At 35.1% G+C, this 25,856-nt stretch carries 17 protein-coding genes; 4 read left to right on the plus strand and 13 right to left on the minus strand.

Annotated elements, in window-relative coordinates; all coding sequences use genetic code 11:
• Positions 1-83: 83 nt before the first annotated feature.
• The 9 genes from ACT5E3_RS15430 to ACT5E3_RS15470 form a co-directional block, all read right to left on the minus strand.
• A complete protein-coding gene (locus ACT5E3_RS15430) occupies positions 84-1,997 on the minus strand; it encodes an alpha/beta hydrolase family protein (RefSeq protein WP_444994439.1) in 1,914 nt (637 codons plus the stop codon).
• A 24-nt stretch (positions 1,998-2,021) separates the two neighbouring features.
• Positions 2,022-3,725 (minus strand): hypothetical protein, encoded by a 1,704-nt coding sequence (locus ACT5E3_RS15435; protein WP_444994440.1) that lies wholly within the window; start codon positions 3,723-3,725, stop codon positions 2,022-2,024.
• A 122-nt stretch (positions 3,726-3,847) separates the two neighbouring features.
• Positions 3,848-4,627: an amidohydrolase gene (locus ACT5E3_RS15440; protein WP_444994441.1), complete on the minus strand. Its 780-nt coding sequence runs from the start codon at positions 4,625-4,627 to the stop codon at positions 3,848-3,850.
• Positions 4,615-5,769, minus strand: a complete 1,155-nt coding sequence (locus ACT5E3_RS15445; RefSeq protein WP_444994442.1) for a methionine aminotransferase — start codon at positions 5,767-5,769, stop codon at positions 4,615-4,617. Before ACT5E3_RS15445 ends, ACT5E3_RS15440 begins: the two co-directional genes overlap by 13 nt.
• Before the next feature lie 39 nt (positions 5,770-5,808).
• A complete protein-coding gene (xthA, locus tag ACT5E3_RS15450) occupies positions 5,809-6,618 on the minus strand; it encodes an exodeoxyribonuclease III (protein WP_444994443.1) in 810 nt (269 codons plus the stop codon).
• 59 nt (positions 6,619-6,677) lie between these two features.
• A complete protein-coding gene (locus ACT5E3_RS15455; RefSeq protein WP_444994444.1) occupies positions 6,678-8,492 on the minus strand; it encodes a M61 family metallopeptidase in 1,815 nt (604 codons plus the stop codon).
• A gap of 47 nt (positions 8,493-8,539) precedes the next feature.
• Complete coding sequence (locus ACT5E3_RS15460) at positions 8,540-9,820, minus strand: MFS transporter (protein ID WP_444994445.1); 1,281 nt, start codon at positions 9,818-9,820, stop codon at positions 8,540-8,542.
• A gap of 65 nt (positions 9,821-9,885) precedes the next feature.
• Complete coding sequence (locus ACT5E3_RS15465; protein ID WP_444994446.1) at positions 9,886-10,500, minus strand: alpha/beta fold hydrolase; 615 nt, start codon at positions 10,498-10,500, stop codon at positions 9,886-9,888.
• A gap of 469 nt (positions 10,501-10,969) precedes the next feature.
• Positions 10,970-11,722, minus strand: a complete 753-nt coding sequence (locus ACT5E3_RS15470; RefSeq protein WP_444994447.1) for a glutamine amidotransferase-related protein — start codon at positions 11,720-11,722, stop codon at positions 10,970-10,972.
• Positions 11,723-11,922: 200 nt separating this feature from the next.
• On the opposite strand from ACT5E3_RS15470, the gene ACT5E3_RS15475 reads away from it, so the two are divergent.
• Entirely contained in the window at positions 11,923-12,699 is a 777-nt protein-coding gene (locus tag ACT5E3_RS15475) for a peptidylprolyl isomerase (protein ID WP_444994448.1), read from the plus strand.
• 55 nt (positions 12,700-12,754) lie between these two features.
• On the opposite strand, the gene ACT5E3_RS15480 is transcribed toward ACT5E3_RS15475, so the two are convergent.
• Genes ACT5E3_RS15480 through ACT5E3_RS15490 form a run of 3 tightly spaced genes read right to left on the minus strand, consistent with a single transcriptional unit; the run spans position 12,755 to position 20,232 of the window.
• Positions 12,755-15,877, minus strand: a complete 3,123-nt coding sequence (locus tag ACT5E3_RS15480; RefSeq protein WP_444994449.1) for an efflux RND transporter permease subunit — start codon at positions 15,875-15,877, stop codon at positions 12,755-12,757.
• A gap of 6 nt (positions 15,878-15,883) precedes the next feature.
• Entirely contained in the window at positions 15,884-19,084 is a 3,201-nt protein-coding gene (locus ACT5E3_RS15485) for an efflux RND transporter permease subunit (RefSeq protein ID WP_444994450.1), read from the minus strand.
• The gene (locus ACT5E3_RS15490) at positions 19,081-20,232 is read right to left on the minus strand and encodes an efflux RND transporter periplasmic adaptor subunit (RefSeq protein WP_444994451.1); all 1,152 of its coding nucleotides are present in this window, start codon (positions 20,230-20,232) and stop codon (positions 19,081-19,083) included. The genes ACT5E3_RS15485 and ACT5E3_RS15490 overlap by 4 nt, the downstream gene beginning before the upstream one ends.
• Before the next feature lie 557 nt (positions 20,233-20,789).
• Between ACT5E3_RS15490 and ACT5E3_RS15495 the strand changes: the two genes are divergently transcribed.
• A complete protein-coding gene (locus tag ACT5E3_RS15495; protein WP_444994452.1) occupies positions 20,790-22,202 on the plus strand; it encodes a transporter substrate-binding domain-containing diguanylate cyclase in 1,413 nt (470 codons plus the stop codon).
• A gap of 26 nt (positions 22,203-22,228) precedes the next feature.
• Here ACT5E3_RS15495 and ACT5E3_RS15500 read toward each other — a convergent pair whose 3' ends face one another.
• Positions 22,229-22,822 carry a DUF416 family protein gene (locus tag ACT5E3_RS15500; RefSeq protein WP_444994453.1) on the minus strand — a complete coding sequence of 198 codons (594 nt, stop codon included), beginning with the start codon at positions 22,820-22,822 and terminating at the stop codon, positions 22,229-22,231.
• 190 nt (positions 22,823-23,012) lie between these two features.
• Here ACT5E3_RS15500 and ACT5E3_RS15505 point away from each other — a divergent pair, with 190 nt between their 5' ends.
• Together ACT5E3_RS15505 and ACT5E3_RS15510 are read left to right on the plus strand one after the other, a co-directional pair.
• Positions 23,013-23,537 (plus strand): sugar O-acetyltransferase, encoded by a 525-nt coding sequence (locus ACT5E3_RS15505; RefSeq protein ID WP_444994454.1) that lies wholly within the window; start codon positions 23,013-23,015, stop codon positions 23,535-23,537.
• A gap of 180 nt (positions 23,538-23,717) precedes the next feature.
• On the plus strand, positions 23,718-25,739 hold the full coding sequence (locus ACT5E3_RS15510; RefSeq protein ID WP_444994455.1) for a DUF1631 family protein: 2,022 nt from the start codon (positions 23,718-23,720) through the stop codon (positions 25,737-25,739).
• Positions 25,740-25,856 lie beyond the last annotated feature (117 nt).

Here is a 25,856-nt window from a genome sequence, read left to right on the forward strand (position 1 = left end):
AAGCTGCTGCAGTTTAACTGTGCTTTTACAGCTTGATAACAGCACTAACAAAAATATTAATGCAATTTTATAAAATCTCATCATCAACCACCTTTATTACCAATATTTTTATCTAAATAACTTTCAATCTTTTTTAATAATTTTATTCGGTTTCTTTTTTTTATAAAAGTATGCCCTTCATCTCTCACATAAAAAGTCTCATATTCTTTATTTAACAGCTTAAGCTTTTTCTCAATTTGCTTTGCATGATGAAATTTAACTCGCTGATCTAATTTTCCATGAATAATTAAAACAGGTGAATTAAGTTTATTCAAGCTATATAAAGGTGAGTTTTTACGCACCACATCTATTTCTGTTTCAGGATCCCCCATCATAAGAGTTTCAAACACATAAAAATCTTTTTCTTTATCATCTTCTAACATTTTTTCTAAATCAACAAATCCTGCAATACTAATTCCACAACGAAATAAACTCGGCTCACGAGTCATAGCCCCAAAAGTAGCAAAACCGCCATAACTTGCACCAACGATACAAATTCTATTTGTGTCTATTCCATATTTAGAAATGCTCCATTTAACACCATCTATCAAATCATCATTAGGAGCTAAACCATACTGCTTTATTCCTCCTTTAAAATGCTTTGCGCCATATCCTGTTGACGAGCGAAAATTAACTTGCAAAACAGCATATCCTCTACTCGCAAAAAACTGAACATATGAGTTATACTTCCACTCATCCCTTGCATACGGTCCTCCATGAGGAAAAACAACCATAGGTAGTTTATTTGACTTTTTATTATTCTTAGGAAGAGTTATATAACCATGAATTAGCTTATCATCACGTGTATCAAATTGAATAGGAACCATATCAGCAAGAGATTCTTTATAAGTCAGTTTAATATTCTCACCAATTAAAGATAATTTATCTTGTTTTTGATCATATAAATAGTACTTACCTGGATTTTTATCTCCAAAAGTATATAGTATTATTCGGTTAAAATTCAAAGAAAAATCGACTATATTAACAGTTTCATCCTTAAATATTTTTTTCATTTGACGATTCAACTTATTTAATTCGTCAACAAAATAAACTGACTCTCCTTTTTCTTTTGAATAAAAAACTCCAAACAGTTTAGAATTATCATGCGACTTTAATGTATTATTAGATATATCAAAATGAGAATCTTCAAAAAAAACACCTGATTTTTTTCCTGACTCTAAATCAAAATCATATATTGAGTTAGTATCCGATTTTTCATTAGTAATAGCTAATAGCTTTTTATTTTTACTATTAACCACTAATGGAGTAAACTCTGGGTAATAATATTCTTCACTTTTAAATATTTTCTTTATTTTGTCATTTTTCTTATTATAAGAATATATAGAACTAACCTTATCATGATACTGATAACCAACCCAGTAGCTTGCATTAGCATCACTATACCAACGATCAATTTCCCAAAGATTATTTACCCACTCTTCTATTTCTCCACTATCTAAGTCGACTCGAAATACAGAGTTCCACTTACTGCTACTATACTCAACTTCATTAAAACCACCTCCAGACACATAAATAGACTTTACATTTTCACTGGCGCCAATATAACTAATTCTTCCTTTTGCGTAAGTAGACAAGAGAGTTTTAGTTTTATTTGTCTTCAGGTTGTACAAAATAAGCTTGCGACCACCAGGTGGAATACGTTGAAGTATAATAACGCTATCACTATCAAGCCATTCAAAAAAAATATCGCTCGCTTTATACTGAGTAGCATGACTTGAAAGTATTTTTCTAGAGTCAATATCAATATATTTAATTTTAAAGTCTCCTCCAAAATTCCTTTGGAGTGCTAAAACTCTTCCGCTTGGAGATAATTTCACGGATTTATAAGCAGGCCACTGTATAAATTCTTTAAGTGGGATATTATTGGCACTAACTTTTTCAAAATTAAATAAAAAAACTAAAAACAAACTAATAATTAATTTTTTAGCATATAACATACAAACAACCTATATAACAAAAAATTATACTCCACCACGTAACTTAGTAGCAACTTTATGAAACCCTCGCTGAGAAGCTAAATAATCCGCAGTAACACCATTATCAAAAGTAGTTACCAAATCAACTTTTGAATCAATAATTGCATTTATAGTTTCAATATTGCTCGAAACTAATGCTAGAAAAAACACCGTACTTTCGCCTTGTAGCTTTTGATTAGGATCTGCATTCATTTTAATCAATTTAGTTATAACCTTACTATTATTATTCAATACGGCATAACTTAATACTGTATGACCATCTAAATCAACTTCATTAATATTAACTTTATTTTTTATTAAAGATTGAAACACTGGTTCTAAATATTTATTGGTTGCAAAGCGATATAAACGAGAAGCCCAATTTAAATCTAGCGCAATCCCTTTATTATACAGATCGACTTTAATATTTTTATCAATAGTTTTTTCATTCCATAAAGCAAACAATGTATCTGCATAAACGCGCTTAGCATATTTGGTATTATCACAGCCAAGAGAAAGCCCACGGAAAGCTAAATCATGGGCTGTTTGAGTTTGTCCCATATAATATAATTTAACATTAGCCCAATAAGATAAATTACAAGCATTTTCAGAAAACTCTATCGATTTTTTTTCCAATAACTGATCAAGTTCATCAATTTTATTTTCGTCCATATAAATATTTTCAAGCCTATGATACACCGCTATTTTCGGACGTTTATTATTAGATCGTTTTTCTCTTTTGGCACTTATAACTTGTTGGTAATAATTAAGTGCTTCGTCTAACTTATTTTGCTTTTGATAGAACTCCCCCCAATTAGCATAAAGCCATAAATTATTAGTTCCGATCTGTTTAGCTTTTACAAAGTCAATTTCAGCTAAACTATAACGTTTTTGATGGGTATAAACATATCCACGTAAAACATAGATATTAGCAATACTATTGTCTATTTGCATTGCGCTATCTAATATTTCCTCTGCACGCTTCAACCCTACTTCTCCCCAGGAAATTTTCATATGATAGCGAGCCATTTCTATATAAGCCTGAACATTCTTAGGATCATCTAATAAAATACTATCTAATGTTTTTTTCGCTAGCCTGATATCTGAATTTTTTCCTGTATCGAGCCAGTAAATAGCCATATTAAGTCTACTTTCAATAGGCTGCTTATTATTACTATAACCAGATAACGCCCATTTTATTGGCGTATTGATATGTTGATTGAAAGAGCTTTTTATCGATGATAAGTTGTCATTAAATCGTTTGGCATAGTATTCACGTTTATTGACAAACTCAACATCAATTGAAGAAGCTTCACATGGATTACCTTCACCGCAAGGATTTTTTAAGTTAATTACGCTTCTATGGCTACCTAGTTTTAATGGATATTCAATAACCTCATCATTTTCATCTTCAACATCTTCTACATTATTAAAATTAGGTTTAATTAAAAGCAAACCTTTTTTTCCTGAACTACCATTGTAGCTATATGAGATCACAAGCTTAGTGTAATATACACCTTCATTTTTGATTTTTTTAATTTTAAATTCGTTATTTATTTCCAAAGGAGAAAAAACTTCTTTCTTCTCAGATAATGATAAATTTGTTGGTTGTTCAGGGTATGTACTAGCGCCATATTGTTTAAGTACATAGGAAAGAATCAAGAGCATTAATATGGCAAGAAGAACAACTTCCCTTTTTTTAGAATTCATGGAGCACTCCTAGCGCTAAAAAGACTATATAACTAATTAATGTTTAAAGTTTTCTTTTTATACCACACATATAATTTAAAAAACATTCAATTGGCTAAATTATATTAGTTCAATTAAAGAAATTACATTTTTATCTCAAAATCGTCTGCGTCTTTTAACATAGGATAACTGTTACGAAACGCTTTAAGTTCGTCAATGTCAATAGTCGTTTGAATAATCTGTTGTTGATTATCCTCGGCTGAAACAATTGCTCGACCTAAAAAATCATAAATTGCCGTACCTCCAGAATGTTCAACATTTTTCCCATCTAAACCAACTCGGTTAACACCAACAACAAAGACTTGATTTTCCATGGCTCTTGCTTTCAACAAGGTATCCCATGCATCGCGTCGCATAATAGGCCAATTTGCTACATTAACCATTAAATCATAATCTTGTCGGTTTCTTGACCATACAGGGAAACGTAGGTCGTAGCAGACCTGAGGTAAAATGCGGATTTGGTTAATTTCAAAAACTTCTCTGCTTGTGCCAGGATTAACATATTGCTCTTCATGTCCCAGGCGAAATAAGTGTCGTTTGTCATAGAAATAAGTCTCACCATTTGGATATATCCAGTAAAAACGATTACGCTTTCGTCCTGCATCTTCGACAAAAACACTACCCGCTATGACAGCATTATGTTTGATTGACTGCTGCTGCATCCACTCATATACCATACCACTTTGTTGCGGCTCTTGAATTGCTTCATTATCCATCCCAAAGCCAGTGGAAAATGTTTCTGGTAATACAATCAGATCTGCCGACTTGATCGAATTTAACCTTTCAGTAAGATTAGCGAGATTTTTAGCTTTATCTAGCCATTGAATATTATATTGAACCGCAGCTATCGTTAAAGTTGACATAATTTCTCCGCAGCATTTAGCAGTGTATTTTCATTTTTAGCAAAGCATAGACGTACAATTTTATCCGATGTGGGTTTTTCATAAAATGGACTTAAAGGTATCGCAGCTACGCCTTTTTCTTTTGTTAACCAGTGACAAAACGCTCGGTCAGATTGTTGTGAAATTTCACTGTAGTCAACTAGCAAAAAATAAGTTCCTTGCGAATTAAGCAATTTAAATCGAGAATCTTGTAATGCATTCACCAAGCAATCTCGCTTACTTTGATAAAATCCGGCAAGTTCGGTAATATGTGTCGGTGCTTGTTGTAACATTTTGGCGATGCCGAGCTGAGCAGGGGTAAAACTGGCAAAAGTGACATACTGATGTATTTTTCTAAACTCATCGGTTAATTCCGGTGGCGCGGTACAATAACCAAGCTTCCATCCAGTACAATGAAAAGTTTTACCAAAACTAGATATCACCAAAGAACGTTCAAATAATTTTGGAAAGCGTAATACACTCTCATGCTGCCTTCCATCAAAAGTGATAAATTCATAAACCTCATCACTAATTAAATACAAATCATTTTCCCAAACCAGTTTTTCAACCGTTTGCATATCTTGTTCAGTCAACAGTGTACCTGTTGGGTTATGTGGACTGTTAATAATTATTGCTTTAGTTTTAGCGGTAATTGCGGCTTCTACCTGTTGCCAGTCAATTTTATAATCCGGTGCTAACATCGGGATGTGAATACAGCGCCCACCAGCTAACGCAACTGCCGGTTCATAAGAATCATAAGCAGGATCAAAAACAATGACTTCATCGTTCGGACGTACTAATGTTTGAATAGCGACCCAAAGTGCTTCTGTTGCGCCAGACGTAACAGTAATCGTTTCATTGGCATTGAGAGTTATATTATATTGGCGTTGAATTAACTCACTAATCTGCTCTAATAAATCAGGCATACCGGTAGAAGGAGCATATTGATTTTTTCCTTGCTGCACAAAAGTAATCACACTTTCTTTTAAGAATTCTGGCGTATCAAATTCAGGAAAACCTTGAGATAAATTAATTGCCTTATATTGATTAGCCAACATTGACATTTCGGTAAAAATACTAATATCAATATTGTCTAGTTTGCTCTCAAATTTTTTTTCAGACATAAATATATTCCACTGACTGAGTTTAAAGTTTATTAATGATTAAATATCAAAGTCAGCCCAAATTGGCGCATGATCACTCGGCTTTTCCATACCTCGAATATCATAGTCAATACCAACATCTATACATTGAGCATATAACTTTTCTGTCGCTAAGATTAAATCGATTCTTAATCCCCTTTTGGGATCATCATTAAACCCCTTACTACGATAGTCAAACCAGCTAAAGCGATCGGCAACCGTTTCATTAAATTTACGAAAAGTATCACTCAACCCCTTATCCACTATGTTTTGTAACCAAGCACGTTCTTCGGGTAAAAAGCTACATTTTCCGGTTCGTAACCACCGTTTAGCATTCACTTCACCAATACCAATATCTTGATCTTTAAATGAAATATTCATGTCGCCAACAACAACCCAATTATTGTTGAGACGTTCCGGTGTTAAATAATCATTTAAGTCTTGATAAAACTTTTGTTTTGCAGGAAATTTAGTAGGGTGATTCCGGCTTTCACCTTGTGGAAAGTAACCATTAAAAACGAATAAGCGGCTCGATTGAGTTTTGTGCTCTGTAATGATAACTCGTCGTTGCGCATCATCTGCGTCACCGGGAAACCCTTTTTCACAACTGATTGGTACTTCCTTACTTAAGGTGGCAACACCATAATGACCTTTTTGACCATGAAAAACTGCATGATATCCAATTTTTTCAACGATATCGTGAGGAAATTGACTGTCATCAACTTTAGTTTCTTGTAAAGCAATAACATCAGGGGAATGAACTTTTACAATTTCTTCTAGTTGGTGAGGTCTAGCTCTTAAACTATTTATATTAAAACTAATTACTTTCATACTTCTCTCAACTCAATATTTTTATATTATCGTTTTTGACTGATTTGCCAAAACACTACCTAGTTATTTTTTCCTGTTACCCAGCTCAAAAACGCATCTGTCGGCTGCTCAAACTCAAAGCTTAAATAGCATAAGTTAGCAGGTGCTTCTGTCAATTGACATTGAGTATTATATAAGCGTTCACGTCGGAAATAACTGATAGAAACAGTTTCACCAATCGGTATTTTGGCAATCACTTGATCTAACTCTTGCGATGTAACTCTAATATGATCGATTGCAATAATAATATCTTGATTTGATAAACCAGCGTCTAAAGCGCAAGAGTCATCCATAACACTAAAAACTTTTGCGCCTAATGAATCTTCTTTATGAATAATGCCTAGTGACGAAACAGGTTTTCGATCTTTTGGCTTTTCGATAAACCCGCCTTTTTCACTTGGTAAATAAGCTGATATCAATTGATAATTAACTCCAACATAAGAAAATATCTTACTCAAATCAGGATCTTCTGTTGAATGAATAAGTTTATTTAAAAATTCCTTCATCGGATAACCAACAAGCTCTGTTGCTAAAGTTTGAACCTCATGTTCACCAATACCAACACCTGTTTTTCCAAACTGATTCCATATCATTCGCATTAAATCATCAAGAGATTTTTTATTCTTAGTTAAGCGTCTTATTTCAAAATCAAAACACAATGCCACTAAAGCACCTTTAGTGTAATAACTAACAATACTGTTAATCGCATTTTCGTCTTGCTTATAAAATTTACTCCAGGCATCAAAACTAGACTCGGCCACAGTTTGTTTAAAACGCCCTGTTCCGCGTAAAGCTTTGCTTAAAGTCTGAGCGAGCATATCTAAATAAGATGGGGGTTCAATCACTTTTGAACGAACCATAAGTAACTCATCATAATAAGAAGTAATCCCCTCAAAAAACCACAATAGTTCTGTATGAACTTCAGCGGATAATTGCATAGGAATAAATCGAGCAGGTTTAATTCTTTTAACATTCCAGTTATGGAAATATTCGTGGCAACAAAGCGATAGAAACGTTCGATAGTTATTATCCATTACATTAGGGTTTTCGCCAATTAGCGGCAAATCAGCAAAGCTACAGTGCAATGCAGTTGACGACATATGCTCTAAACCACCAAAACCATTTTTTTGCACAAAAGTCATAAAAACATAACTATCAAATGGAGGTTTTTCATCACCAAAAAAAGCGACTTCAGCCTCACAAATTTGTTTAACATCTTTAGCAATTCTTTTCCAGTCCACTCTTTTAGGAGCCTCTGTAAAAAACATTTGATGAGGAACACCACACACATTAAAAGCTATAGATTCTAAAGCACCAATCTCAAATGGATGATCAATTAATTCTTCATAATTATCACTGTAATACTCACCAAAACCTTGCTTATCTGTTTTAATTGTTCGCATTGATGTTGCTACAGCCCAATTATTTTTAATCGCTAAGGGTGAAGCATGAAGTTGAACTTGATGTCTATCCGACTCTAGTCCTTCAACACCGAGAAATAAGCTTGTACCATTAAAAAAACCATGTTGGTTGTCTAAATGGGCTGAGCGCACCGATAAATCCCAGGCATAAACCTGGTACTGAATTTCAAGGCTATTTACATCTTTATTAAGCTGCCAGGTTGATTTATCCACTTTATCGATTGAAACTAAATTTCCTTTACTATGAGCTTTTAGGGTAACAATGTTTCGTGAAAAATCACGAATCATATAGCTTCCCGGGATCCAGTTTGGTAAATAAAATTTTTGTCCAACTTTTAACTCACTATTAATTTTAAGCCTAACATCAAACAAGTGAGCATTAGCCTGTTTAAAATCAACAACATATTCAATCATTATTACTCTCTATTCCGTTTTATTTAATGTGTATAAACTCTCACACCCTAACTTAATCGACCACTGATTCTTTGTCGATTAAACTTCACGAATAAAATTCCACCAGTGCTAGTAATCGTTAATGGTAACAACAACGCAAACTTTCCCAACTGGGGCTCAATAAATTCTAACCACTGATAAAAACCAATACCTAACAATGGCATAATTAAGCCTCGTAAGCCTGTTAATGAAACATGCACCGCCATATATTGCATTGGATTATGACTTTTCTCTGATTGACTGACAAAGTCATTATGTCCAAGGTTCCACCCAATAACACCACCTGATATGGCTACACCATAACAACAGGCTCCCACAAAATAAAGAAAATCCCAACTTGTTATTTGGGCGGTTAGAAAAATCGATATAGCAATAACAAATCCCCAGCTATGAATTGCTCTAAAATGGAAAATATGATTATTATCAAGCAAGCGAGCCCATCCACCAACAGCGAGCGGAATTAAAGCAAGTGGGATCGCGGTAGTAATTAAAATCTGACTACTTTTGGTCAGATCAGTATATTCATTCAAATAAACAATTAATGGTGCCATAAACATTAAGTTACCGCTTCCTAAAGTAAACATAGCTAACATATATTTACCAAACGATTTATTTTCGGTTAATAGCCTAAACATCTTGGCAACAGAAATAGTATTAGTCGTTGCTTTTTCTCTTTGAATTGACTTTTGATGATGGCGAACAGACAACAATCGATAACGAAATGCGCCAGTTAATGATAAAATAGAAAAACTAATGAATAACCATTTAAAAGCACCAAAATTCCAATCTAAAACCTTACCGATTGCCATTGCAGCAACAGACATTAATAACGATGTTAAGGTAGCCAGCTTTGCAGTGACTTTTCCTCGGATATGACGAGGATAATTAGCCCGCCATATATCAGAACGAATAGTTAAGATACCTGACCAACAAATTCTAGCACAAACAAAAAGAGCTAATAATAGCCCAAGCCCAAAACTATTAAATGGGACCAAACTAATTGATAAAGCGCACAAACAGCAAATAATGGCTAAATTAGAAATCATTTTAGCCCGACTTCGGCCATGACTAATTCTAACCCAGATAAAACTAATTAAATTAGAATAAAATGGTGCACCAGTACCAATAGCAACGGATAGATTTAATAGCCAATCAGATACCTGACCATCAAAACCGTTTTTAATTAACACTCCGATCACACCGCCTTCTAATAAAGCTAATACAAAAGCAAGACTTGTCCAAGTGGTCAGTTCACGTCTTATTCTGGCGGCTAGTGTGGCTCTAGACATTAGTACATTCGTTGATAGGCTAAAAACAAGCTAATACTAGAGGATTACTAAAGCAATACAAATAGTTATAAGCTATGAATGAATTCTGATATAAAAAGGCTGGCAGAGTCGAGATTTTGCGCTAAAGTAAACCCCGACTTTATTCTTGGTTTAAAACTATGATCTCCATCGTTCATAAAACGTACAGCCACTTGCTTAGATAACTGATAACCATCAATTTCATTTCGAGTGCCAAACGTATCTCTCTCTCCTTGTACGATAAGCGTTGGTAATGAAATGTCGACTAAGTGTGCACCTCTATATTTTTCATTTTTACCCGGCGGATGAAATGGGAAACCCAAGCATATAACAGCAGATACTCGCGCTTTAAGTTCACTTTCACAGGCTAACAAGCTTGCTATTCGTCCCCCCATTGACTTACCTCCAATGACTACTTTTTGTTGATTAGAAACCAGCTTAATTTGTTCCATAAATGCTTCTAATAATACGGGTAACCTATCTGGCGGACGGCGTTTACCATCTTCTCTACTCTTATTCATATAAGGAAAATTGAACCGATTAACGGATAACCCTGTAGCAGCTAACAATTTATCCATAGTCAACATCCAGTCAGAATCTTTATCAGCACCAGCACCATGGGCAAAAATGAATGTATACTCAGACAAGTCAGGTTGGTTCATTGGTATAAAACTTTATTGATTATTTATGTTGGCAGTTATGGTGAATTTTACTTGAAAATATCTGTTAATGATATTTAACTTGAGTTGCCTCTGTTGGATTGAAGACTGACTTTCAACTTGTGCAACGAGATTTAAGAAAAGAACAGCCTGGAGTAACAAAAATGAAACCCCAAGCATTTGATATAAGAAAACTATTAGCATTGCTATTTGTAGCCAATATCAGAATTTACCAATAACAATACAACTACCAACAGTTTAAGCCTTGGTGTTAGCTTATATTATTTTTTATCAATTTAACTCCTGTATTATTTTTTCAATTCCTTTTAGCGCCGTTCCAAAAACAGCGCCAACAATATAGCTAAATGTTATAAGACTCTAAAGGTAAATATTACACACTATCTCAAAATAAAAATAACTGAACACTGATATTTATATTAGAGTGATTCGCCTATATATTAGAGTAATCCACCTAAAAATCTCGATGGATAAAGGTATGTTTTTCTTTCACTTTGGGTAATAAATCTAAAAACTGACTAAAAACTAAACGACTCAAGTTTAATGAACGATCCATCTGGTATAGTGTATCTTTCCATATCATTTCAACTTTCTCTTGTGCCTGATCTAACCCTAACTCTTCCAAATGTTGCGGTAACTTCAACCATCGCTGGATTAATGGTAAATTGGCTTCTAGGTGAAATTGAAAACCATAAACATTATTATTAATTTTAAATGCTTGGTGTCTAATATCCTCTCCTTTAGCCATCAATTTAGCACAAGCTGGTAACTCAAAAGTATAACCATGCCACTGAAATATTTTTTCTTGTTGCTCAAAAAACTTAAACAAAGGATCTTGCTGGCCGTCTTGCGTTGGTTTAATTGAATACCAGCCGATCTCCTTTTGCTCAGCAGGATAAACCTCTGCACCAGAAGCCGCGGCTATTAGCTGCGCTCCAAGACAAATTCCTAATATTGGAATTTCGTTTTCAATCGCTTGTAATATTGCGGCTTTTTCAACTTCAAGGTGGGGAAAATCAGCTTCTTGGCCAATATTCATTGGGCCACCTAATACAATTAACGCATCGTAGCCGGTAACATCAGGTTGTGCATCAGGGGTTCGCCCAAAATTAACATAACGAATTCTATGTCTTTGCGATCTCACCAAAGAATCCAATGTCCCTAAAGGCTCATAAGGAACATGTTGAAATACCATTATTTTAGCCAAATGCGTTTCTCTTTTTTGTTAACAAACAATCAAATCAATAGGATATGAGTGTATAAATAACCAGTCATTAAAAAAAATAGCCGATGGCAATATGTAAATAACTGTAAAACTTCAGCAGAAAACCGGTAGTAGCTATTGTCAGCACTGAATCTCACAGTTATTCTCTACTCCATTCATCGATAATATTAGAAGCTGTATTTATGAAAAAAACAAAAACTCCATTAAAGCAGATGGCTGGAAAGGCTTTTCTGACACTTAATTTACTCGCAGGCTCTTATGCCGCTCAAGCGACAATAGTTGAGTTTCAAACAGTATTAGGCGACTTTCAAGTTAATTTATACGATCAAAAAACCCCACTGACTGTTGCTAATTTTTTAAGTTATGTTAACTCAAACGCTTATAATAATAGCATCATCCATCGTTCAGTAAATGATTTTATCGTACAAGGTGGAGGCTTTGCTTACGACACAGCTTGGCCCGTTACAGCAATTGCATCAAATGCAGCGGTCAAGAATGAGCCAGTATTTTCAAATGTGCGAGGGACTATTGCTATGGCAAAACTGGCTAATAACCCAGACAGTGCGACTAACCAATGGTTTTTCAATATAGCAGACAATAGTGGCGGTAATGCACAATTAGATCGACAAAACTCAGGTTTTACTGTTTTTGGTGAAGTAATTGGCGATGGTATGGCTATTGTTGATCAAATTGTTGCGCTTAATGAATACAATCTAGGAGGCGCCTTAAATCAAATTCCTTTGCAAAATTATACTGAAGGCAATGACCCTAATGCCAGCAACCTTGTTCTCATTACCAAAATTGAAGTCATTGATGCTGATCCTAATACAGCGTCGGCTTTAAACCCGCCCTTAAATACCACTCCTCCCCCAACTCCACCTTCATCATCCAGTGGTGGTGGAACAATAAGCTTTCTCTTACTTGGGTTAGTTGGCCTTTTAAGAAAACGGTTTAAGTAAAATGATAAAAGGCCGAACACTATCGGCCTTTTATCACATCAAATCAAATAACCGATTATTTTTCAACTAAATGTTGTTCAACAGCTGGCTTATTTATTCGCTGACTTTTAAATAAGCGATCTAATTTTAATAATTTAACACACCAGAAAAATATCCGTTTAAATAGTGCAGGCGCATCCTCTATTAGTGCAATAGTTGCAGGTAACAACAGTGTTGTTAACAAAGTCGAAAACAACAGTCCCCCCATAATCACATAGGCCATTGAATAATAATAAACGCCCCCTAATGACGGCTTTTGAATAACAATTGGAATTAACCCAACCAAAGTTGTCAACGCAGTCATAATAATTGGACGCAAACGCTCTTTTCCGCCCTGAATCATTGCCGGATAACGTGCCCACCCTTCACGTCGATATAAGTTAATATGTTCGATCATTACAATGCCGTTATTCACGACAATTCCAATAAGTAGCAAAACAGCAATTGATGCAGGCTGATCAAAATCAACACCAAACACATATAGCGTCCAAAATGCCCCAGCTAAAGCAAAAGGTAGACTCACCATCAAAGCTAAAGCTTGGCGCATTGATTCAAATAAACCGGCCATTACAGCAAAAATTAAACCTAATGCCATCATCAAGTTTAATTTAAACTCCTCTTCACTTTGCTCTGCCCCTCGCCAACGATTATTAAACTGCCATTGGTACCCTTGAGGAAGAGGCATTGACTTTAGCGCATCGACTAATTGCTTTTGGTAATCATTACGTTTACCTTCTTCAAATCTAGCCCCTACCCAAATACTCGATATTTTATTTTGACGATTAATTCTTCGTGGGCCTTTTTTAGTTTCAAAATTAGAAATACTCTCAAGTAAAACGGTTGAACCATCAACCTTGTTAACTTGCATATTTTTAATATCATCAACTTTTGTTTCCTGTTGCTCTCCTAGCAACAAACGCATTTCAACCTCACCATCTTCACCCTGAAAACGGTTTAACTTTCGCCCCCGAAAAGTCATTTCAACTAAACTTGCGGGCTGATTAGTAGCCACCCCATAATCAGCCATTCGCTCTCGATCTAACTGAGCATGCAGCTCTAGTTTTCCGCCTTCTGCGGTCGAATAAAAATCGTAAAGCCCTGGAATATTTTCAATATATGTCAGAGCTTTTTCACCAAGATCTCCTAAAACTTGCGAATCTGGCCCCTGCAATTGAACACCAACTCTCTTACCACTATTTCGCTTCCAAAAGGGACCATTGTCTTGAATCTTTAGTTTTACTCCAGCAATTTCAGGCAGCAACTCTGGTAATGCTTTCCTCACTTTATTCATCTCTATTTCATTTTGAAAGCCTGGCATCATGTAAAGACGAGTAATACTATTACCTTCACTCCACCAACTATATATTGATTTTATATTAAACTGCTCTTTGTAAGGAACCAGTGAGTTTTCAACTTGCGTAATAATTTTCTCTTTAACTTCAAGTGATGCAGCTTCGCTAATATCAACCTTAATCCCAACAAACATTTCAGCTGGTGCAGCATCAAAATTAAAGTTAATTTGGCTAACGGGATATAAAGTTGACAATAATGTGCCCAATCCAAAAACAACAGCTAACCAACGATGTTTTAATGTATAAGCTAACACCCTTGAATAGAATAATTGAAGTTTATCCATTATCGGTGTTTTTATTTCCTTAGCAGACTGTTTTAACAACTTAGTGGACGCTAAAGGAATTAAGGTTTGACTAATAAAAAGAGAAGCAACTAAAGTAATACAAATAGTTACCCCCAACTCTTGTAAAATGATATTCAAATTCGTTGGTTTTGAAAAAATCATTGGTAAGAAAACAATAATTGAAGTAATAGTTGCAGTTATTACGGCAATTGATACTTCCTTTGAACCTAAAATAGCGGCAACACGCCCTTCATAACCTTTCTTTTGAAAACGGTCGATATTTTCCATAATAACTACCGCATTATCCACTAACATTCCAAGTCCAACAATAAGTCCCAATAAAGATATGGTATTCAGAGTTTTGCCTTGCAGCCAAATGACACCACATGCCACAATTAATGAAAAAGGAATACACACAACAGCAACGATTGTGGCCGTTATTTTGCGTAAAAACAAAAATAAAACAATGCTTGCCAGAATAGCGCCAAATTGCCCTGTTTGCTCCAAATCACCTAAAGTATTTCGAATTTCTTTGCCTTGATCTTGCCAAACCAAAAAATTGATCCCATCCAACTCAGGATCATTTTTCATCTGTGCTATCTTTGCATAAACAGCATCGGTAATTGCGATGGTATTGGCTGAAGATTCTTTAGCAACATTCAATCCTATTGCAAAATCACCATCTAAGTGCCGCCCATATTCAAGTGGCGGCTCTTCATAAACAACATCGGCCACATCAGAAAGTCGCAAGCTGGAGCCTGTTAGAGGTAAATCTTTAATCGCCTGAATGGATTCAAGCTCTCCTATAGATCGGATCACAATTTTTCGAGAGTTTGATCTTAAAACCCCTAGCGCGGCATTCTGATTATTTTCAGAAATATCACGCCAAATAGTTCGTACATCTAAGTTATGTTTTTTAATTTTTTTTAAATCAATATTAATCCTGACTTCACGAGGATTAACGCCATCTAAAGTAACAACTGCAACGCCAGGAATTCTCTCTAAAGGTTTAACTATTTTTCGTTCAAGTAAATCATAGTTTTTACTTAAATCTCGACCAGATGACAAACGAGCTTCCATAATCGTTTCACCTGACTCTCTAGGATTCCAGTTATCCGATATAACAACACGTTCCAAATCTTCGGGTAACTCATCTTTAATTCGATCGATACGCTCATGAATTTCTGCCCGAGCCAGATCCATGTCTACATTAAAAGCAAAATTTAAATTAACTCGACCACCACGATGATCACTGTTAGACCACATATGCTCTACACCATTCATTGAAGCCAAAGCTTCCTCTATTGGCCGAATAATCATCTTTTCAATTGCTTTGGGTGAAGCATTTTGATAATTAGTAACAACAAATAATGTTTTATTTTCAGCTTCGGGCATAAAAGCGAGTTCAAGACGCAGCAACGCAATAATTCCCAAAACGAGAATACTGATTAAAACCATCAAAGTTCCAATAGGTCTTTTAACTGCTACTTCTGGTAATGTCATATCAGGTCAAGTTCCTTTTAATGGTTGTTCAGTTTTTTCAGGCTGCTCAAGTTGCTCATGATGACTTTCAACTTCTTCCGCATCAAGCACAGACTGCTCTAATATTTTTAGTTCTTCATCGCTGGTCACTGTCGAAGGCATAATTAGATAAGTCGCAGGAATGATAAATAAAGTTAAACCTGTTGCAATCACTAAACCAAAAGAAACAACAACAGCTAATGGTGCTCTTAACTCAGCTCCTTCGCCAAAACCAATTGCCATTGGAAGCAAACCTAAAACCGTTGTAAAAGTTGTCATTAAGATAGGCCGCAGTCGAGATTTACTAGCCGCAACAACAGCCTCTAATTTATCCATACCTAAACGACGATATTGATTAATCGCATCGACTAAAACAATTGCATTATTAACCACTACCCCAACCAAAAAAACGGCTCCTATCATAGAAATAACACTAATCGCATAACCTGTAATATACAAACCAAGAATAACTCCAATTAAAGCAAACGGTATCGTAAATAAAATCACAAAGGGATGACCCACATGTTCAAAAGTAGCGGCCATTACAATATAAACTAAAAATACAGCTAAAATAACAGCAAATAATAAACTACTAAATGACTCTTCCATTTCTTTATTTTGTCCGCCAAACTCAAAACCGACACCTTGTGGTGGTGGATTATTTTTGACTATTTGTGCAAGCTCTTGAGTAACATCTTTTAAACTCCGACCTTTTAAATTACCAGCAATAACAGCCACTCTCGATTGTTGAATTCGATCGATAGCTGCCGGACCTTGTGCTGAAATAATTTTGGCAACAGCACGCAGAGTTACAGGTTTTCCGTCGACTTCACCAATAACAATATTCTCCATATCATTAACACTGTCTCTATCGATGATACGATTACGCAGGCGAATGTCTATTTGCCTATCGGGCTGTTGAAATCGAGATACAATCGTACCATTAACCCGTTGGTGTAAAGTTTCGGCGACTTGCTGAATGGAAAAACCTAAACGAGCAAGCTTTTGTCGATCAAACTGAATTTTTAATTCTGGATTACCCGTTTCAAGCGAGGCTTGAATATCAATAAGCCCTTTAACATTTTCTAGAAGCGGTAATATTTGCATAGTATATTCACGTAATACTTCTATATCATCGCCAAAAAACAGCATTTCCATTGGAGTTTTCAAGCTAAAAAATGAAGGTCTACCAAACCGAACATCTGCTAATGGAATTTGGCTGTAACTTTCTCTTAAATCTTCAATAGTTTTAGCTTCAAGTTCACTATTTGTCCTATCTTTAATAACAATATTAATCTGCGCTAAATTTTCATCTTTTGTTTTTAATGATAAACCACCACTAACATTTCGACTGCCCACTGAAGAATAGACAGATTCAACATTAGGATTTTTAAGTGCTACTTTTTCCATTTCTAACATAATTTTATCTGTTGTTGGCAACGAAGTTCCTTCAGGTAAACTTACATCAAAATAAAACTCCCCTTCACTCATTGTTGGAATTAGTGAAGTAGGAATAAATGGAAGCAACTGCCAAGCTAAAAACAATGCAACAAAACCACTCAAAACAGTCGTCCACTTTAATCTTAATGACTGTCTTAATAACTTTTCATATAAACGAGAAAACCAACCTAACGACTCTTTATTTTTTTTAACTTGAGATGAAAGCGCTTTATTTTTTTGACCTTCTTTATCTATTAAGTTAGCATTTTTTTCTTGTTTTTTATCTTTTCCTAAAGAAGCCAACATAGGAATCAAAGTCAATGAAACCAGTAACGAAGCAATTAAGCTAAATGTAACTGTTAACGCTTGATCTTTAAATAATTGTCCTGCAACACCTTCAACAAAAACAATTGGAATAAATACCGCTATAGTTGTTAATACTGATGCAGTAACCGCACTACCAACCTCACTTGTTCCAACGATGGCAGCTTGAATCAAGCTAAGTCCCTTTTCTCTTTGCCGATGAATAGACTCTAATACCACAATCGCAGCATCAACCAACATACCAACACCTAGGGTTAAACCACCTAAGGACATGATATTCATAGACACATCCGATCGATACATAAAAATAAAAGTAGCAACTACAGATAATGGAATAGCGGTGGTAATAATTGCGGTTAAACGAAAATCTCTCAAAAAAATCCACAAAATACAAATAGCTAATAACCCGCCAATCATTAATGACTGTTTAACTTCATTAATAGATTGTTCTATAAATCGAGATTGATCAAATTGCACATTCAGAGAACTTCCTTTTGGCAATTTTCTTTGTAATTGCTGAAGCCTATTTTTTACTGCTGATGCTACTTCAACAGTATTGGCATCACCTTCTTTGTAAATAGAAATCAGTATTCCTTCCGTTCCCTGAAAACGAGTAATTTCTTCACGATCTTTACTCGCCCAAACAACTTCAGCTACATCCCCCAGTCGAACAGCTGCCTGTCCAGGCTGTGTAATACGTAGTTCTCGCATTTCTTGCAAACTATCATATTCATTTAAGGTACGTACTAACAATTGTGTTTGTTTGTTTTTTAGTGAACCGCCGGGCCTGTTGATATTGGAGTCACCCAACATTTGTTTAAGCTGCTGCGGACTAATTCCCATTGCTGCAACTTTACCCTGGTTTATATTGACATGAATTTCTTCTTCTTCACCACCCTGTATTTTGGCAGAAGCAACACCTTCTATCCTTTCCAATGTTTCTTTAACCGTTTTTTCACCTAATAAGCGCAGTTGAGCTAAAGATATTTTACCGCTCAAACTTAATTTTAGGATAGGATCAAGAGCCGGATCATAGCGCAAAACAATAGGGCTATCAGCTTCAAGAGGTAACTCTAATCGATCAAGTTTTTCGCGAATATCCATCGCTAAATCGCTCATATCAGCATCCCAGCCAAACTCTAGTGTCACTTCAGAAATACCAGAACGAGAAACAGAATGAATTTGTTTAAGACCTTTAAGCACCCCAACAACTTCTTCAACAGGGCGAGTAATTAATTGCTCAACTTCTGCTGGTGCTGCATTTACAAAAGTCGTTTGTACCGTTAAGGACGGATAACTCAAAGAAGGCAATAAATTAATAGGTAAACGGGAAAAGCCAACTGCACCGAATGCAACAACAGCGAGTGCCACCATTAATACAGTAACTTTACGTTTAACTGAAAACTCTACCAACTGTCGAATCATGATTGAGTTCTCTTACGCGGCTTATCTTTTATCTTTTTTGATTGAACGGTTTTGTCGCTGGATGTCTCAGTTTCAGCTCCTGGCGAAATGACTTTCAACAAATTTCCTTCGTTTAAATTACGCTGACCTTTTACAACAACATATTCAGATTGCGTGATCCCTTGAATTACTTCTGTTTTATCACCAACAACATAACCTGTTTTTACTTTTTTACGAACCGCTTTATTACCTTCATTAACAAATAAATAATGCTGTCCTCTCTCTTCAATAATAGCAACACTTGGAAGTAACATTGCGTCTTTACGTTTATCTGTAATCATAGTGACTTCTGTAAAGTCTCCAGGACGAACACCGACAGGATATTGATCTAAACGAACCGTAACCTTAACAGTCCCCGTAGCAGGATCTACGATGGGGCTCACTAGCTCAATAACACCTTGTAAGCTTTTTTTAATACTATCTACATTCAGATCAACGGTTTGACCGACAGCCACTTTACCTATTCGATTTGCAGGTACATGCACTCTCACCAATAAAGGCTTAATTGACATCATCCTAAATAATAAATCTCCCGAAGAAACATGTGCTCCTAAGTCAATTTCTCGCCAAACAATCCGACCCGCAAATGGTGATGATACGCGAGTATAAGCTAAGGCTAACTCTGCAAGTTCTAATTCTGTTTGAGCTGTTAGGTAATTATTATTGGCAGTCTCCCACTCTGCTGGAGAAAGTACTCCCGCAGACTTCATCTTATTCAACCTTTTATATTCTCTTTCTGCGCTATTTAAATTCTGTCTAGCCTGCTTTAAACGCAAGCGCTGATCGTCATCTTCTAGCAGTAACAATGTTTTACCGGCAGCTACATCATCACCTTCTTCATGCAATATTTGGCGTACAACCCCATTGGTTCTTGCGTTAATTTTGGCATCACTACTAGGAGTCAAAGTTGAAGTTGTCACATAATAAGAAGCAGCATCACCAACCTCAGGATTAGCCACTTCAACAGGAATAGCCTTTTCTGTTCGTTTACCTTTAGCTAAACCTTTTGACTGGCTGGATGAAACATTATTATCGCCACATGCGGCCAATAGAAATAATAATAATACTCCAGCTAATAACTTTTTTGTCCTATCAAAAAAAAACTTCATATATCAATTAATCCTAGGTTAATAATATTTTTATTATTCACTCTGATATTATCGCAAATAAAGAAAAGTAAGTGGCTAACTTTACGATAATTTACGTTCTTTATATTTATATCGGTTCTGCTTGAAGATAATATTCAAGTAGCTAAACCCTAAAACCTACAACTTCCAGCATAACAAGTGCATAAGCATACATTTTTTACGGTTAATTCCCATATAACATCGCTAATGTTCTGCAACTTAAATGTAATAATTCTTTTCATAATAGCTAAACGTTAAAAAATGAAAAGTCAGTCATTAGCCAATTTAGCTATTTCATACAATATTTAATATAACACTATCCGTTTAGTTATTGGTTTTATTATTCCACCAATTTATGCATAAGTACTCTAAATAAAGCATTAATCGGCTATATAGCAGCATTTATTCAATATAATACTTGTACAAAAATCGCTCTATCTATAAACTGTCGCACCTCTCGAAAAGAGAACTCAAATAAAAATAATATTTATACTGTTCGATTAAATAATAAAAAACTAAAAACATCAAAAATGCGTTTCTTGGCTATATTTTTATGCTTACTATCCAATATTACCGTGCATGCGCGAGAATTAGGCTTGTCTGTATCTGAGCAACAATATATAGAAAAAGCGCCGACTATTACTTTGTGCACATCTAACTATGATATGCCTTTTGAGGCGTATACTAATGGCAGCTTAATCGGTATAACAACGAATTATGCAACAATCATAAGTGAACGGTCGGGCTTAACAATTCATCCAACCCCTTACACTAAAGAAACACAACAAACACAGAATAATACAAAACATCAGTGTGACTTGGTATCAACAAAAACTTTTAACATTGAAGATTCAAAAGATTATATGCTTACTCAAGCATACTTAACTTCCCCTTTGGTATTTGCAACAACTGAAGAAAAACGGTTTATTAATTCTATTGAACAACTAAAAGGCAAAAAGGTGGGTTTTATTAATCAAGAGAATTATACAAAAACGCTCATTGATAAATTTCCATATATAGACTGGGTTGGAGTATCTTCTGTTGAAGAAGGTATCAGTCTGGTGGCTCAGGGTCAGCTATTTAGTTATGCAGCTCCTTTAGCTTCAATTGGCCATTACTTACAAAATAACTATCATCATGGTATTAAAATAAATGGCCAATACAGTGAGCCATTAAAACTTTTATTTAATATCAACAATGATCAACCAGAACTAAAATCTATTATTAATAAAGTGATTAATAGTATCGATAGAAAGCTACGGCTTGAAATTAATAATTCCTGGATTAAAGTAAAATATGAGCATAGGGCTAACTATGAGCTGGTTCTTTTTGTATTTTTAATTGGTAGTGCTTTTTTCTTCGGTTTACTTTATCGCCATATAACATTGCGAAAACACACAACAGAGCTTCAAAAAATATCTCAAACCGATAAATTAACTAATTTATATAACCGAGTAAAAACCGATGAGGCACTGATCTATCATCTCAACTGCTTTAGACGTTATGGAGATACTTTTTCAATTATTTTATTGGATATTGATGATTTTAAAAAGATAAATGATGAACAGGGTCATGTGGCAGGCGATAAAGTTTTAGTGAGTGTTGCCGAAACACTTAATTCTAATTGCCGCAACACAGATATTATTGGACGCTGGGGTGGCGAAGAGTTTTTAATTATTTGTCCTAAATCATCATTAGAGCAAACCATTCAGATCACCGAGAAGCTTAGGGCTAATATTGAGCTAATTCCTATAGACAATCATACAGACACCAACGAGCCATACAAAATAACGGCTAGTTTTGGTGTAACAGAAACCCAAATAGAAGATACCCATAATTCCTTGATTATTCGTGCCGATCAAGCATTGTTACAAGCTAAGCGTAAAGGCAAAAATCAATATGTTTCAGCTAAGTCAACTCTTCCGAATGAGCTTATGTCTGAAGCGTCATAAACAACCTAATGTCAATTTGGTTAACTTTAGTATTCAATGGCTAAACTAGATAATCGGTCTTGCATAACTAATGTTTTTATCTGCTCTATTGCCTCTTTATTCTTGTGATTTTGTGGACTTTCTGAGGTTGCAGTTACCAAATCAAATAATTCTTGTTGAAGCGCTTTTTCCCAAAGATAAAGAGGGTGAGAAGTAATTAATCCTTCATCAAATTCTCCTTCGGACTCTTCCAATAGCTGCATCTCTATATAAGAAACCACTGTAGCCAAAGATAAGCGGCCTAACTCCTGTCCACATCGTGTTTCTTTTTCATCGATACTTTGCAATAGACTAATCAACCCTGTACATGCATCTAATGCGGGATAAACAGCGTAAACATCAAAATTATCAGCCAACGGAATTGCCAACTCTAATTTATTGAGCTGTGCTTCTAAATTAAGTTGAAACTGTGGCTTGATTAACTTTTGCCACATCAAATCAAGTTGATTTTTCAGTAATTCGGAATCACCATAATCGCAAGCTAAGGAGAAATACTCATAATTAGGTAACATCCTTTGTACCAAAGCCGCAGCAAACAACTGCTGTTGCCACTTTGAGAACAGAGAAAAAGACAAAGGCATTATTAATTTTACCTATTAAAAAAACTTAAAACACAAGCTCCTATAATCACATAATACGGCATAATCTGCTAGCGCCTGTAAGCTATTAATAAGATATTGCTCAAACGTTATTGATTGTCAGTAATCAGTAAAAAACGCTACACTGCTGGCTCAGAGCATTTTTATTATGCAAATTATATTATTGAGTCTCATGAAAAAACAGATTATTTTTAATAGCTTAACAGAAGAATTAAGAGCACAACGACAGCGAACTCATGAAATTTGCCGAAATTTTAATCGAAGCCCAAGCAAAGGACACCTCAAAAAGTTAAAGTCAACTTTCTCTAGCTGTGGAGAAAATGTGCGAATAGAGCCAGGCTTTCACTGCGATTACGGACATAAAATAAAACTAGGTAATAATGTATACATTAACATCAATTGTACTTTATTAGATGGTGGAGAAATAATCATTGGTGACGATTGTTTAATAGCCCCTAATGTACAAATATTAACCATCAATCATCCCTCTTCTCCTAAAGAACGTCTTGAAAAAACAAGTTATGCAAGTGATGTCACTTTAGGCTGTAATGTATGGCTAGGAGCTGGAGCCATTGTTTTGCCTGGCATTTCAATTGGAACAGGCGCTGTGGTAGGTGCTGGTAGCGTGGTCACATCAGAAGTAGAGGCCAATTGTCTTTATGCAGGTAATCCCGCCCAAAAGATAAAGCCTATTTGACCCTGCTCAATAAGAGAAGACTTTATTCTAGTAAAAGTCAGCTGAATGGCAATTTTCAAACTATAATTACTGAGAGTCGCTTTGATACTTTATTTAAGCTGCACTCATCACAATTTTGATGAAAATATCAACAACCGTTGATTTAACCACCAACTAATAAAAATTCGATACTTAAATGCCATGCCAAAAGATTCAGTAAGTTCTAATGACGAAGTAATACTGAAAAATGAAAAACCTACAGTTAGCAAAAAATTATTGCAAAAATACCTTACCGATGAAACCCAATTAGATACAACAACTAATAATGATGCATTTTTATCATTAATCCAAGATTATTTGAACTTAGCACCTAACCAGAAAAAAAATGATAAGAAACAAAATCTTACCAACCTTGAAAGTAGATTAATTCCCTATTTAAACCAATCAGAATATGCGCTGTCACAATCTCAACTTAATTTACTTAAATTAGTAGATCAGTTATTTAATTACGTATTAAGCGACACGAGTTTAAAACAGCCAATAAAACAAAATATTAATCAAATAAGTCCTATTTATTTAATGTTATTAGTACAGGATCCTAATGTCGTCACTGAAACCCATCATCCAACTAAACGACTACTGAACAGCATTGCTAAAGTAGGTCTATTATGGGAGCCCGGAACAACCAATTCAAAGCTGATATCGCAGCAAATTACCCAAATCATCGAACAGTTAAAAACAGCGGCAAAGACCCCCTCTAGTCTCTCTGAAACATTTAAAAAAGCGGCTAACCAATTTGAAGACTTTACTAATACGCTCATTAAACGTGCTGAAATATTTGAAAAACGAATCAGAGAAGCAGAAGAAGGCAAAGCAAAAGCTGAAACAGCCAAACAACAAGCGAATAAAGTTCTCAAAATTATTACTTGTAAGCAATCTATTCCCCCATTTATTAGACAAATGCTCGAAGAAGCCTGGCAGCATGTTATTTTTTTGGAAGTACTCAAAGATAGTGAAATTCCACAAACCAATGCTTTATACATTGCTAAAGCATTGCTAGTTAGTATTCAATCAATTAGTGAAATTGATGAACTGGCAAAATTTGTTGAACTACAAAATGACCTCATTCCATGGCTCAAACAAGAATTAGAAAAAACATCTTATTCATTTGCAGAAGTTGATGCTTTTTTTGCAGAATTAGATAATTTGCATAATGAAATTATTGCTGATGTAAAAAACTCGCTTGAACAAGGCCCAAAGGAAGAAATATTACGACTTAAACCAAGCGACCCTTATCAAAACAATCATGAAGATACCGACACACAACCGCAACGACCATCAATACCAATAGACGATATGTCAGTTGAACAATGGGTTGATTTTTCATTTAACAATATTCCATCAGACAAAACGACCGTTATTGAAAAAACAAAACCCAAAACCAGACAGCAAAAAGACTTGGCAGCAAGTGAAAAACGTATTCGATTATTAAAACCTGGCGACTGGTTAATCATTAAGCAGAATGATGAAGAGATTCGGTGCAAACTTGCCTCTTATATACAAACTAATGATAAATACATATTAGTTAATGGCATTGGAAATAAGGTCGCAGAACATGACACCTCTACCTTGGCAATAGCGTATCAAAATAAGAATATTCAAATTTTAGAAAGTGCACCACTTTTCGAGCGAGCCCATAAAATCGTACTCGATAATTTGGTTAAACAACTAGAAGAAGAATCACAGAAAGAAAAACTAAAAAAACTTGAAGCGCTGCAAGCAAAAAAAGCTGAAGCCAAGAAAAAAGAGGCTGCGGAAAAGCTCATTGAAAAAAATAAAAAAGCAGCTGAAGAAAGCACTTCAAAAACAAAAAAAACAACAACTAAAAGCGACATAAAAGACCCAATAATAAAAAAGCAACCAAGTACAAAACCATCTCAACAACCAATGCCAGATTTTTCTCGACTAGCCGTCGGTAGTTGGGTTGAAATTCAGGTAGACGAAAAGTTAAAAAAATGTCGTTTAGCAGCCAAAATAGCCTCTTCGGGTAAGTTTATTTTTACCGACCGCAGCGGCATCAAAATAAAAGAATGTTTTATTGATGAACTCAAAGAACTCTACCTTTCACAAAAGCTGGTATTAGAGCAAGAAAACGACTTGTTTGATCAAGCTTTAGCATCTGTTATCTCTAACTTAAGAAATCTAAAATCAGATAACAGCTAGCCTTTCATTATTAATTTATTTTTTTCAAGACCTCAAACATTTTTATTTAAGTAAATACTTAATTCAATAACAAGAGTTGCAAATCAGTATAAATAACTTAACTCCTGTATCACACTA

Source organism: Aliikangiella litoralis (assembly GCF_052495765.1).

Excerpts from the sequence above, each read along its gene's own strand:
- ACT5E3_RS15430 (WP_444994439.1), bottom strand. The coding sequence starts at position 1,997 with ATGTTATATGCTAAAAAATTAATTATTAGTTTGTTTTTAGTTTTTTTA.
- ACT5E3_RS15435 (WP_444994440.1), bottom strand. The coding sequence starts at position 3,725 with ATGAATTCTAAAAAAAGGGAAGTTGTTCTTCTTGCCATATTAATGCTC.
- ACT5E3_RS15440 (WP_444994441.1), bottom strand. The coding sequence starts at position 4,627 with ATGTCAACTTTAACGATAGCTGCGGTTCAATATAATATTCAATGGCTA.
- ACT5E3_RS15445 (WP_444994442.1), bottom strand. The coding sequence starts at position 5,769 with ATGTCTGAAAAAAAATTTGAGAGCAAACTAGACAATATTGATATTAGT.
- xthA (WP_444994443.1), bottom strand. The coding sequence starts at position 6,618 with ATGAAAGTAATTAGTTTTAATATAAATAGTTTAAGAGCTAGACCTCAC.
- ACT5E3_RS15455 (WP_444994444.1), bottom strand. The coding sequence starts at position 8,492 with ATGATTGAATATGTTGTTGATTTTAAACAGGCTAATGCTCACTTGTTT.
- ACT5E3_RS15460 (WP_444994445.1), bottom strand. The coding sequence starts at position 9,820 with ATGTCTAGAGCCACACTAGCCGCCAGAATAAGACGTGAACTGACCACT.
- ACT5E3_RS15465 (WP_444994446.1), bottom strand. The coding sequence starts at position 10,500 with ATGAACCAACCTGACTTGTCTGAGTATACATTCATTTTTGCCCATGGT.
- ACT5E3_RS15475 (WP_444994448.1), top strand. The coding sequence starts at position 11,923 with ATGAAAAAAACAAAAACTCCATTAAAGCAGATGGCTGGAAAGGCTTTT.
- ACT5E3_RS15480 (WP_444994449.1), bottom strand. The coding sequence starts at position 15,877 with ATGACATTACCAGAAGTAGCAGTTAAAAGACCTATTGGAACTTTGATG.
- ACT5E3_RS15485 (WP_444994450.1), bottom strand. The coding sequence starts at position 19,084 with ATGATTCGACAGTTGGTAGAGTTTTCAGTTAAACGTAAAGTTACTGTA.
- ACT5E3_RS15490 (WP_444994451.1), bottom strand. The coding sequence starts at position 20,232 with ATGAAGTTTTTTTTTGATAGGACAAAAAAGTTATTAGCTGGAGTATTA.
- ACT5E3_RS15500 (WP_444994453.1), bottom strand. The coding sequence starts at position 22,822 with ATGCCTTTGTCTTTTTCTCTGTTCTCAAAGTGGCAACAGCAGTTGTTT.
- ACT5E3_RS15505 (WP_444994454.1), top strand. The coding sequence starts at position 23,013 with ATGAAAAAACAGATTATTTTTAATAGCTTAACAGAAGAATTAAGAGCA.
- ACT5E3_RS15510 (WP_444994455.1), top strand. The coding sequence starts at position 23,718 with ATGCCAAAAGATTCAGTAAGTTCTAATGACGAAGTAATACTGAAAAAT.